Source organism: Aerococcus sp. UMB1112A, from assembly GCF_030230715.1.
GTDB lineage: Bacteria > Bacillota > Bacilli > Lactobacillales > Aerococcaceae > Aerococcus.
Genome location: NZ_JASPDS010000029.1, coordinates 1 through 12,708 on the forward strand (window position 1 = coordinate 1; position 12,708 = coordinate 12,708).

General features: G+C 41.8%; 7 protein-coding genes. All 7 read left to right on the plus strand.

Annotated elements, in window-relative coordinates; all coding sequences use genetic code 11:
* Nucleotides 1-193: hypothetical protein (locus QP860_RS09935; RefSeq protein WP_284912691.1), on the plus strand; the 193-nt coding region annotated here is incomplete at its 5' end.
* A gap of 71 nt (nucleotides 194-264) precedes the next feature.
* The gene (locus QP860_RS09940) at nucleotides 265-2,160 is read left to right on the plus strand and encodes an alpha/beta hydrolase family protein (protein WP_013439676.1); all 1,896 of its coding nucleotides are present in this window, start codon (nucleotides 265-267) and stop codon (nucleotides 2,158-2,160) included.
* A 130-nt stretch (nucleotides 2,161-2,290) separates the two neighbouring features.
* On the plus strand, nucleotides 2,291-3,127 hold the full coding sequence (locus tag QP860_RS09945) for an alpha/beta hydrolase (RefSeq protein ID WP_013439675.1): 837 nt from the start codon (nucleotides 2,291-2,293) through the stop codon (nucleotides 3,125-3,127).
* Between the two features lie 389 nt (nucleotides 3,128-3,516).
* Nucleotides 3,517-3,792 carry a hypothetical protein gene (locus QP860_RS09950; protein WP_013439674.1) on the plus strand — a complete coding sequence of 92 codons (276 nt, stop codon included), beginning with the start codon at nucleotides 3,517-3,519 and terminating at the stop codon, nucleotides 3,790-3,792.
* 208 nt (nucleotides 3,793-4,000) lie between these two features.
* On the plus strand, nucleotides 4,001-4,813 hold the full coding sequence (locus QP860_RS09955; RefSeq protein ID WP_013439673.1) for a hypothetical protein: 813 nt from the start codon (nucleotides 4,001-4,003) through the stop codon (nucleotides 4,811-4,813).
* 125 nt (nucleotides 4,814-4,938) lie between these two features.
* Complete coding sequence (locus QP860_RS09960) at nucleotides 4,939-5,406, plus strand: hypothetical protein (protein WP_013439671.1); 468 nt, start codon at nucleotides 4,939-4,941, stop codon at nucleotides 5,404-5,406.
* 199 nt (nucleotides 5,407-5,605) lie between these two features.
* Nucleotides 5,606-12,646: a PDDEXK-like endonuclease domain-containing protein gene (locus tag QP860_RS09965; RefSeq protein WP_013439670.1), complete on the plus strand. Its 7,041-nt coding sequence runs from the start codon at nucleotides 5,606-5,608 to the stop codon at nucleotides 12,644-12,646.
* Nucleotides 12,647-12,708: the final 62 nt, after the last annotated feature.

Here is a 12,708-nt window from a genome sequence, read left to right on the forward strand (position 1 = left end):
CGCATTTACCGGCGTAGATAGTCAAAATCTGCTAGATGTTATGGTAAGTGTTCAATTTATTCTTGCAATTGGCGAAAATTTTTCTATCAAGTGTCATATTTTTCTCCTTTCGCATGTAAGCGTTAACCAAATTATAGCCGATATGGTCAATTTTGGCAGAAAAATCAGTTTTATTACAAAAAATCCAGATTAAGCGTAAATTTAATACTTTAACTTTGCTATAATGAAGTCACCTAAATACAAGATGCAGGAGGAAAAAGAACAATGGAAGCAGTTAAAGCAGAAGATTTGTATCAAGTCGTCAGCCTGGGCAACTTGCAAGCAAACGGGCAACGGGCAGTACTGGCCAGAAACCAGGCCAAAGCCGATGGAGAAGGCTACTGGAACTGGCTGGACGTCTTTGAAAATGGTGAGCTCAAGCGCTTAACGACTTTGGGGCAGGAAAAGAGCTATGCCTTGGTAGATAATAGTGTCTACTACACCGCTCAAGAGGGCAAAGGCAATTGCCTGCTCTACAAGCAAGAACTTGACCAAGCCAGTCCGGCAAAAGTTGCTGATTTCAAAGAAGCAGGCTACCAGGTAATCAATTCCGTTGCCGGCCACTATCTCCTTTTGTCCAGACGGGTAGATTTAGCTGAGAAAAAGTCCACCGATTACCAGGTCCTGGATGAACTGCCATACTACTTCAACGGCCAGGGCTACATCAACAAGCTCCGCGACCGCCTTTATGTCTGGGACTTGGCAGAAGAAAAGCTGACTGAACTTTTTAAAGACGATCCGAACTTCACGGTCATGGAGACCTTTGTTGCCAAGGAAAAAGTCTACGTAGTCGGGGTCAGCTACCAGACCCGGCGGCCATTTGACGGGGCGGTCTATGAAGTTGATCCAAGTACTGGTGATGCTAAGCTCCTTTTACCAGCAGGCAAGGCCGAAGTTTCAGCGATTTTTGCTCTTAACAATCAAGTCTACTGCTTCGCTAACACTCATAAAAAGACCGGATTAAACGAAAATCCGGAATTCTACCGGCTGACGGAAGATGGCCTGGAATTAGCAGCTAACTTTGACAATTCCGGCCAGAGCGCGATTGCCGGGGACTGCGGGGTGATCGGCGGCAATGCCTTTGACGTCTATGGCGACAAGTTCTACTTCGTGACCACCATCGTTGACCACGATGAAATCTACGTTTTTGACGGGCAGGAGGTCAAGCCGTTTTTTGCCACGGACGGCATTATCAAGGGTTTCCGTTTGACGGGTGAAAATGAATTTTTCCTGGAAGCAGCCTTTGCCAACGAGCTTTTGGAATTCTACCTGGTTAAAAATGGCCAGGTGAAAAAATTGTCCAGCTACAATAACCAGGCTTTAGCCGGCAAATACGTAGCTAAAGTCAACGAAGTCGAATATGAATCAGTTGAAGACGGGATCCAGCACGGCTGGTTGCTTTTGCCAAAGGATTACCAGGCAGGCAAAAAATACCCGGCGATCCTGGACGTTCACGGCGGCCCCCGCGCCACTTACAGCAAGGCCTTCTTCCATGAGATGCAGGTTTGGGCCGGAGCCGGCTACTTCGTCTTCTTCTGCAACATCCACGGTTCAAACGGGCAGGGGAACCAGTACGGGGACCTGCGGGGCCGCTACGGGACAGTAGACTACGAGGACTTAATGAAGTTTACTGACGCGGTTTTGGCGGCTTATCCAGACATCGACCAGACCCGTTTAGGCATCACCGGGGGTTCATACGGCGGCTTTATGACCAACTGGGTGATTGGCCATACCGATCGCTTCAAGGCGGCAGCTTCCCAGCGGTCCATCTCCAACTGGCTCAGCTTTGAACATATGTCTGACATCGCCCCAGAATTTTGCGTTGACCAGGTGGGGGCCAGTGAAGATGATAATCCGGAAAAGGTTTGGCTGCACTCACCGCTCAAGTACGTGAAAAATGTGAAGACACCGACTCTGTTTTTGAATTCAGATGAGGATTACCGCTGCCCGGTTGAAGAAGGGATGCAGATGTTCCATGCTCTCATGTCTCACGGCGTGGAAAGCCGGATGGTGGTCTTTCACGGGGAAAACCATGAACTGTCCAGAAGCGGGCGGCCAAAGAACCGCTTGAGCCGGTTGCAGGAAATCCAGACCTGGTTTGACGGACATTTGGACAAGTAAGAAAAAAACGAGAAAATGACAATGATCCTTCCGAGATATTTGGGAGGATTTTTTGCTTACTATTTGTCAGTGAAGAATTATCTAAGTAGAATAGACGTGAGTAAATAAACAAATTGGAAAGATGGAAAGTATGAAGACGAAAACAAGAAGCAAATTTTTGGCCAAAACTATCCCGGTTCTGCTGACCGCCTTGCTTTTCCTGACGGCTTGTCAAAAGCCTTTGACTAAGGCGGAAAAAGAGGAGCAGGCCAAAGAAACGGTAACCTTTTTCTTCCATGGCTACGGGTCCAGCATCAACGCGGAAAAACACATGGCAAATGCAGCTAGACAAGCAGGCAAGAGCAATGAAGTTTTAGAAGCCAGGGTTGAAGAAAACGGGTTAGTCAAAATCAAGGGCAAGCTCGCGGATAATCCGAAGAACCCAATCGTTCTGGTCGGCTTCTCCGACAATCGGAATCCTGATTACCACAAGGATGGCTGGTATGCCTACAAGGCAGTTAAGGCAGCCCAGAAGAAGCTGGGCTTTTCCAAGATGAACCTGGTCGGCCACTCCATGGGCAATATGGCGATCAGCTACATGATCATGGATTATTCTGCCAAAAAGAATTTTCCAACGATCAAGAAACAGGTTGATATTGCCGGCCACTTCAACGGGATTGTTGGTATGGAGAAGGATTCCCCAATCGATGCAGCCGGCAAGCCGAAGAAAATGAATTCGACTTATCAAGAACTGACCAGACTTCGGCAGGTCTACCCGAAGGGGATTGACGTCCTAAACATTTACGGCGATACTGGTAAAAAGTCAGACGGCAGCGTCTACAACAATTCATCAAGATCCCTCAAGTATCTTTTAATCAAGGCCAAGAGCTACAAGGAAGTAAAGATCACTGGCAAGGGCGGCCAGCACAGCCGGCTCCATGAAAACCGCCAGGTGGACCAGGTCCTGCAGAAGTTTTTGTGGGAATAAGAAAATAAAATCCTTTCAAGCAAGCTGCTTGGAAGGATTTTTTGTGCAAAAAATAAGAGCTGTGTAGCAGGTTGACCAGAAAAAGTTAAATTCAATAAGCAAGAAATAATGTATATGAGAACCGGAATCAGTATATTACATGAGAGACCGGGACTTATCTTAAAGGCTAATTAAATAGGTTTGGTATTTTATTATGCTTTCATACCGATATCGCAATTAGACTTAATGATTATTATAATATGCATTAGTAAGCATAGCGTTATTACTTAATAGAGATGAGATGGAGAGGAAAAAACATGAACATCAAAAAGATTGTTAAGCTGGCTATCCTTCCAGCATCACTGCTTGCTTTATTATAAATAGGCCTGCCAAGCGCTATCGCGGACGCATTGACCCCGGCAGCTGTAGCGCAAACTTCAAAAAATGCTGATGTAGCAACCACCGCGGCGACTGCTGAAAAGGCAGCAGGGGACGGCGCCCTTGGTGAAGGCTGGGGAGTAATCCCAGGTATCCCAAGCAAGCCAGGAGTTCCAGGTAAGCCAGGCGTGCCGGGCAAGCCGGGCATTCTAGGCATTCCAGGCAAGCCAGGCCACGGGTCTCTTGCATCAACTGCAGCTACCGCGGCCACGGCAGCAACTGCAGCCAAGGCTGTTAAGGTTAAGTAGCCCCCATTACTTCAAAGGGGGTGTTGATTTATCAACCAGACAGTTTTTGAAATATCACTTACGGGCGTAATCATTTATCTTCTCCAATACAAATCAACTCTCTCTATTTGCTTAGAGAGAGTTTTATATTAGAGCAGATGCAAACTCCAGTTTGATAGGCTATAATTTAAATGTAATCGCTCACTTTGCTTTAGAGGAGGGCAAAAATATGCTGCTGTATTCGACCATGCTTGATGTTAACGACACTCTGACTATGGAAAAGTTCATCCAGTTGGTGATCAAATGGAACCAGGAGAGCCAGTACGAGGAGAACGTGATTCCAGGCCTGGTCCGGGATGGGCAGATGAATGTCAGGTACGGGGATGACCAGCATTGGCTGGAGATCGAGGAGTACAGAAACGGCAATACTGTTGCTATCCGCTATCAAAAAGTCGAGGAAAATGACCGGATCTGGAGCAGCGATTATGTGATGAATTTTGCCGCAGGTAAGATGCACATCCAGCTGGACCGCAGTTTTACGGGGGATGCAAATGACCTGGACCAGGAATTTTCTACCCCGCACTTTTTGACCTTCTTGATTGAGGAAGGGCATATGCAAGCTGATGGGGACTTGCCGGTTGCTAGAGAGCCGATTTATATTGACAAAAACAACTCTAAACTGCTGGCGAAAGTAATTAAGGGCGAGTCGTTCTATCAGCTGCCGGTGGTGTATGTGTCTAAGACTAAACGGGGTCAGTATCCAGTTGACGTGAATTTGCTGGCCAGCAAGCTCAAGGGCGTGGCACATGTGCTGGTTCAAGAGAGTCCGAGCTACGATGAAGCAAGCAAAGAGCTGAATGAGCATTACGGGGCAGTAGGAGTCTACTATCCAAACAAGGCCGGTCAGCCGAAGCACTTTTGGTATAAGGATAGCGCGGCGCAGAGGAAAAATATGCTGGAGAGCGTGATATACGCAGTTATGACGTACTGCAACAGTCAGCAGGTAGATGGGGCTTATACTTGGGATGGCGTCTTGTCTTGAACGCAATTTCCAGGGACCGGCTGGAGAGCCAGAGAGAAGAGCGGGAGCTGGCTGAAACGGAGAAAGAACAGGTCTATTCTGAATTTGATGATGAGCTGAAAACTTTGTAGGAGCGGATTAACAGCTTGACCCAGGAGAATGAGGCACTGCGGGCTGAAAACGCGGGCTTACACAGCAAGTTTGGCGAGATGGACAAGCGGCCGGTTTTGGCCATGGGGGATGAGGGAGACCTCTATCCAGGGGAGATCAAGGAGCTGGTGCTGTCAGTTTTGGCTGATGAACTGGACCGTGGAGTTACCAAGCCAAGCAGAAGAAGCGATGTTTTTTCAGACCTGATCGAGAAAAATGACTATAACGGCGTCTACCGGAAAAAGAAGGCTGAAATTCAGATAATTCTGAAGAATTACACTATTATGGATGCCAAGACCCGGAAGGCTCTGCAGGAATTCGGCTTTAGGATCGAGGAAGACGGCAAGCACTACCGGCTGACCTTCTTTGGCGATGACCGCTACAACACCACGGTGGCCAAGACGCCAAGCGATGCCCGCGCCGGGAAGAATATCGCGCACCATATTGAGCAGACGATGATGTAGGGCAAGGAAATGATGACTCTCTCTAATGCTTTAGGGAGAGCTTCTTTGGTATGTGATATCGAAATAATATAGTTCTGTCCAAAAATTGTATCTAATTTGTATTCTTGATGAGATATATCAGTAAGGTGTCTTTTAAATGAAATCTGTAACATCTATAATATATTTGTTAAGCTAGTAAAAATCAAAATTGGAGAAAAAGATGGATGTTCAAGAAAATCGTGGCAATGTTACCAAGCTGTTAACTTTTTTGAAAGGGATGAATTCATTAAAGAGGTCAGTTGTTACAGACGTGAGTAAGCAACCTTGGTCATATAAATTATCTGATTTACCACAAGATACAGAATACGTAAAAGTTAGGTTTCATGATGAGCAATTAGAGAACGATGAATCAACTTCAGCGGATTATCTTGTAAAAATTCAGAAACCGGTATTTGAAAAGTGTCCGGAACCGAATGTGAGTTTTAAGGATTGGCTTAAGGTGGGTTGGGATGACTATTTAAAGCAAGTAGAACACCTCGACATTATCAAGCAAGAGAATACCGCTAATGAAAGTACCCCCTACTCAGAGGACGATGAATCCCAATTATACGAATCCTTCGAAGATGATGAACAACGTGTAACTGATTATAACAGTTGGCTAAAAGATCGCGAAATTTGGCAATCTCGACAGAAGCCTCTTGAAAAAGTTAATGCGCTATTCCTAGATTTCTTTGATCTTTATCAAAACTTGGCACAAAATTCAGAAGTACATGAATTAATGATTGCCAATGGATTATTGACCTTAAGAGATGACCCAAACATTAATCACCCGATCTTGTTACAGAAAGTCAAAATAGAATTTGATGATCGTAAAAACACGATTTCTGTTGTAGACGGTAACAGTAATAGTCAATTGTATGATCTGTTATTCTCGAAAATTAATAATGTCTCATCTGAAGCATTTCAAAAATTGCAACAAAAATTGGATGAAGCGTCAATTCACCCACTTGATAGAAAAGAAGTAATTGAATTTTTAGAGATTGCTGCTCATAGCCTAAGTCCAAAGGGTAAGTTCCTCAAGGAAAATGAGGAAATACTTCAAAATTCTCAAGATGAGTTGTTTATCAGATTTAAACCAATGCTTATTCTACAGAACAAGCAAGATGGGCTTCCAAAGTTTATTGATAGAACGATCTCAGATATTGAAGAAGGGAGCGACATCCCGAGTACATTATTAGATCTGACTGGTAAGCAAGCTGCTCGTCCTTTGAAGCCGGCACAAGAATTGTCAGTAGAACAAGAACTAGCAGAAGTTGGTGGGGAAGATCCAACTATCCTTCTCGCGAAGCCTGCTAACAAAGAACAACTGCAAATAGCTCGAGAGATTCAGCATTCAGACAAGGTCTTGGTTCAAGGGCCTCCAGGTACTGGTAAGACACATACAATTGCCAACTTAATTGGTAATTTTTTAGCTCAAGGGCAGAGTATTTTAGTTTCAAGTTACAGTTCAAAAGCTTTGAGCGTCTTAAAAGACAAGCTACCAGAAGAATTACAAAGTCTGTGTGTGGCAGTTTTTGATGATTCAAATAAAGATATGGAGCGTTCCATTGACGGTATCTCGGAGCATATGTCTAATGAGAGTTCAGAAGGATTGAGAGCGAAGGCTAAGGAACAAGCTAATGTTCGAGATTCAATTATTTCTAAATTATCAGAGACGCGACAAAGAATTTACGAGATCAAATATAAGGAATACAAGCCATTAATCTTCAACGGAAATAGCATGTCTCCGACTGATGCTGCAAAATTTGTCAGCGAAAATGCAGAAAAACTCGATTACATTCCAGGCAAAATCAAGCTCGATACGCCTTTGCCATTGAGTTATGAGGAGCTATCCGAGCTTTACAAAACAAATACTTCTGTAAATTCTAATGAAGAGAAGGAATTGACTGAAGAGGTACCGGATCCGGGAACAATCGCCTCTCCAAAGGAACTTTCAGAGTGCTTGGCTGCTGTCCAAAGTATGCGATCTAAAATTTCTAATTGTATTTCTGATGTTGAAGCTGAATATGATGAAGAAAATCAAGTAGCTATTTATGATGGAACTCGTATTTCACTGCAATCAGATCAGCAATATATTAAGCCAACGGAGAAGTTGCAAGACTTTCTTTCAAAAGAAAGAATTACGGCTCAATGGGAATTTGATGCTGTAGTAGATGGTAAAAATGGTGAAAGTAGTGGCTTGACTAAACGCTGGGAAATGCTTTGCGATCAAATTACGGCTACTGCAGAGTTGTCTAATGAGCTGGCTACAAAACTTTTTGGTAAAGAGATAACTATAACTCAAACTAACAACTCCGTTGATTTACCTTCGGTAATCGCAAAGATGAGAGATAAGTATCTTGAAAAAGGTAAAATCGGAAAACTAGCTAGACTTGTTAATAAGCAATTTGATGCAGTGGAGAGCATGGTAAAGATCAATGGTCAGCCAATGAAGAATGCTGAAGACTGTGATTTGGTTTTAGGTTATTTGAATTTGCAGGAATTGCGGGCAACCTGCGCCAATTACTGGCAAGATTTGATTCGTGAACCTCGCTTTGACTCCTTAAATAATGGAAGAGCCCCAGAACTGCAAGCTTCGCAATATGTCAACCAGATCAAGAAGCGGCTGGATTGGTATGATACTGATTTTGTTCAACTGAAAAAGTTATTGCAGCAGGCTGGGTTCGAACCAGAGAGCATATTTGCTTTTTCCTATGATCAATCCAATTCAGATATTATTTCAGAGATCTTTGCAAAAATTGAAGGAGAGTTGCCATTTTTATGTCAACTACAATTGCTGTGTATTGAATACCAAAAGAAAGTTGACAAATATGAAGAACTGACTGCAAAAATTAATGAACTGGGAATAGCAGATATTTGTAAAAAATTGCAGAGCGATTGGAAAGAAAAAGATACAAATCAGTATTCAGAAGATTATCAAGAACTTCAGCGCCTTTATAGCCTTTATGCTGTACAAGCCACTAGGAAGAAATATTTGGAGAAGCTCTCTGCAGCAGCACCTGTCTGGGCAGAAAAGATCAAATATCGTGAGGATAAATTTGGTTTAGATAGGGTACCCGAAAATATTGAAGAGGCTTGGGAGTGGAAGCAGTATAGTCAAAAACTTGCTGAGATCACTGCAGAGCCATTCGAGAAGCTTCAAAGAAAGAACAGTGAACTGAGTAAGGAATATCGTAAGATTACGGCTCAGCTAGCAGAAACTGAAGCTTGGCGCCATTTATTGGAAAAAACTGAATGTAACCCTGATCTACAGAAGAATCTGCAGAGTTGGAAGTTACTCACTAAAAAGATTGGTAAAGGCAAAGGTAAGAATGCGGCGATGTACCGCAATCAAGCACAACAGCTGATGATTAAGTGCCAAGAAGCGGTCCCGGCTTGGATCATGAACCTCAGCAATGTAACCAACAATATGGTTCCAGGCAAGAACAAGTTTGATGTCTTGATAATTGATGAAGCCAGCCAAGCTGATTTGTCGGCCTTGCCAGTTTTGTATTTGGCAAAAAAAGTTATTATTGTCGGGGATGACAAACAGGTTAGTCCAACTGGTAGTTTTACCAAATTGGATGAATTGAATTCTTTAGCTGCAAGTACTATTAAGGATGTATTACCTAACTGGGCTTTGTTTTCAGCAAATACATCCTTGTATGACATCGCAGCAACTATCTGTCAGCCCTTGATGCTTCGTGAACATTTCCGTTGTGTACCAGAAATTATCGGTTTTTCAAACCGCTTGAGTTATGATGGCAAAATCAAGCCACTTCGTGACAGTAGTAGCAGTGATTTATTGCCTGCTATGGTCAATTATCGTGTTGATGGTCATCGAGATGGTAGACGGAAAACTAATGAAGTTGAGGCTAACACGATTGTCTCTCTTATTCAAGCCATGCTTTGTGTCAAACAGTATAAAGATAAGACAATAGGCGTGATCTCTTTGATCGGTAAAGATCAAGCCAAGCTGATTCAAAATAAACTAGTAAGCAAGCTGAATTTGACTGAATACCAAAGACACCAAATTTTATGTGGTACTTCCGCGGAATTTCAAGGCGATGAGAGAGATGTTGTATTTCTTTCCATGATTGACAGCAATGAGAAGGAAGTCGGACCTATCAGAAAAATGGGAGCTCCTGATTCTCAGCCTGGGAAGGACTGGAGAAGAAGATATAACGTTGCGGTAAGCCGTGCGAAAGACCAACTATGGGTAGTTAACTCCTTAGATTATGCGAATGACCTACAAGAAGGGGATGTGAGAAAGGAACTGCTTGAGTATGCTTCTAATCCACATGCATTCATGATCGAAAATGAAAAGATAGAAAGAGAAGCGGAATCGCCGTTTGAAGAAGAAGTGGCGAAAGCGCTAGCCGCTAGGGGCTATAAGCTTGTTCAGCAATGGCCAGTTGGAGCATATCGGATCGATATGGTTGCGATTGATGGCAATAGAAAAGTTGCTATTGAATGCGACGGTGAACGTTGGCACAGTAGCGAGGAACAGATCCGGAATGATATGGAAAGACAGACCATTTTGGAACGCCTTGGCTGGCATTTTGTCCGTCTTCGCGGTAGTGAGTACTATGGAGACGCAGAAGCCGCAATTAATCGCGTATGTAAAGATCTCGGTCAATTGGGGATCAACCCAAATCATGACCTATTTGAGCCACAAAGTAATACTAAGCTGCTTGATGAGCTTAAACGCATAGCTGCAGATAATTTTTCTCTGTCAGAAGGTGAACACAATTCCCTCAAATTATTTACAGATGAGAATTTTGCTGATATTAAAGAGACTAGTCCTGTGGCTTCAGATAAACCAGAGCCAAGCTTATCACAAGATGAAGAAAGCCCATATTTAGATACAGTCAAAGATAATTCAATTTCTCTTGATAAGGAACTTTTTGGGGAAGAAAATGAGAAATTGTTAGATCAACCTGGTGAACAGTTGAATAAGAATCATCCAGAAGAGGGATTTGAACAGGAAACTGGTACGGTATTAAGTATTGATACTAGTGTGGTGGAAGCAGAAAAGAATGCTCTTAAACTTGAAAAGCTGGTTTTTGAATTTAATAAACTGAAGCCTGGTTATTACGATCTGTTACTACTGTTCTATACTAATCCGTCTTTGATGGAAGATTTGAGTATAACTACAAAGCAAGAGCTGCTTGATTTGTGTAAGAAGATAAATCTTCCAGAGAAAGTACATGAGACTTTAACTTTCTTGACTGGAACACGTTTTAGAATCGGCTCAGTAGATGAAAAAGAGTGGCTTAAAGGACTACTCAAGAAATTTGTTGACGAAAATATTATTTCTGCAAGTAACAAGATTTCAGAAGAAACGGGTTTTTCATCGCTTAGCATTCGTAAAAAGATTGAGCGGTTACTTCCTAATTGGGTGAACAGTGACAAGATTGTAAGTGATCCATACAAGCCAGCTTATTCAAATATCACCTATACTGATCCTAAGACGGAAAAAGTTAACCACAAAAAATTTTTGGCGTTGTCTAAGGCAAAAGATACAAATTCAAATAAAGAAAAAGATGATTTTGAGTATATAATTTCCATATTTCAACAGTTAAGTCCTGGATTATACAGTCTTAGATACGTATTTAATGAGTTGAAGTATTCACAAAGAAAAAATCTAGGTTTAGATTCCGTGAAATCCCTTTTAGATTTATGTAAGAATCGTCATATTGAGAACAGTATTACTGAAAAATTAACCTTTGAAGAAGGAATGCATTTCAGAATTGGCACAGTAAATGATAAAGACTGGCTAGTTAAGTTGTTAAAACAACATACTGGCCAACACAAGTACGCAACCTTTATTAGAATTGCAATCCAAACTGGCCTTTCGACTGGTGAAGTTGAAGAATTAATAATTAAAAATGTACCAACATGGGTGAATGAGGAAGGAATTATAGAAGAGCCAGCAATTATAGAAAATGACCGTGTAGAGAAGGAACAAAGACGTGGAATTGTAGAAAGTTCCGAATCTATAAATGCATCAAAAAAATATTCAAAAGATGTGTCGGTATTAAAAACATCAAATCCTGTGTATGGGTTAAAAGAGCCCGCTCGCCAAGGGTTTAATTCTGTATTTGAATCTTTTGCCAGAAATAATATGTATCAGCCTAAACAAATAAATGTGAGTCTGTTAAACAGTTACAATGAGTATTGTCAAGAGATAGGCAGATTGGACGCTAAAGAAAATAGCTTGGCTAATTTTAGGACAAAGGTATTGTATTCAGATATGGTGATTCAATCTGATAAAGATTCATATAGATTTTACAGACTAACTTGGGCGTCTCACTATAAGGAGCAATTGGTATCTGTGATAAGTAGGTTGCCTAATGGCAAACACGATCTGAACGACGTTGTCCAGCAAAATGCTCAACTGTTTGAAGAAATGAATATTGTGACTGGCCTCGAATTAGCAGAGATATGTATAAAATTACATATTAAAAGATATATAAATTCCGAGCTAACTTTTTCGCTGACTTCTTCACCAACATTAATTAAATATAATCCAAAGTACCCTTTAAGTGGTGATTCACCAAGAGTTCCTACCGAAAAAGACAAATTCAGAGTGAATGACGAAATTGTTGCTTCTCAAGATACTTCACGTGGTATAAGGGAATTTGCGGCTAAACATATTTATAAAACGCCACTTACCCAGGACCTCTTTGAAGAATATAAACAATTTTGTGATAAGAGGTCGTTGGTAGCTTGTCAGGGATTACTTGCATTTCAAGATGCCTTAATAAAGGATAGCCAGATTGTTATTTCTAAAGACGATCTGTACAAATTTATTGATCCAGCAAAAATTAGTAAAACAGAATCTCTGTCTAGACTGATACATGAGCTTAGATGGTATCATCCAGGTCCAATTAATCTTGAGCGTATTTATGATGCGCTACCACGTTTGATGAATGACTTGGATTTAAGTGATGAGTTTGAATTGTATACTTTGTGTGAAAAACAGGGGATTGCCAATAAATACCGTGAAGAAAGTGATGTTCGGTTGACTTTTATTGAAGAGCCATATATCTTATTGAGCTATGTTAAATTAGATGACTGGTACAAAGATATTTTTGAAAGCAATGTTGGCTCAAACATTGATCAATTATTCTCTTCAATTAGTAGAAGCACTGGGGTCTCGAAAGATTTCCTACTTAAGTATGCAAATATGTACTGTTCAAATGTAAGCACCCAATAGCGCGGTATCTATCAACCCCCAGTCAATAGTCATATACTGTTCTTAACAATTGAATACGGAGG

Bases quoted from the DNA above. Each gene is read 5' to 3' on its own strand.
- QP860_RS09940 (WP_013439676.1), top strand. From the start codon at position 265: ATGGAAGCAGTTAAAGCAGAAGATTTGTATCAAGTCGTCAGCCTGGGC.
- QP860_RS09965 (WP_013439670.1), top strand. From the start codon at position 5,606: ATGGATGTTCAAGAAAATCGTGGCAATGTTACCAAGCTGTTAACTTTT.
- QP860_RS09955 (WP_013439673.1), top strand. From the start codon at position 4,001: ATGCTGCTGTATTCGACCATGCTTGATGTTAACGACACTCTGACTATG.
- QP860_RS09945 (WP_013439675.1), top strand. From the start codon at position 2,291: ATGAAGACGAAAACAAGAAGCAAATTTTTGGCCAAAACTATCCCGGTT.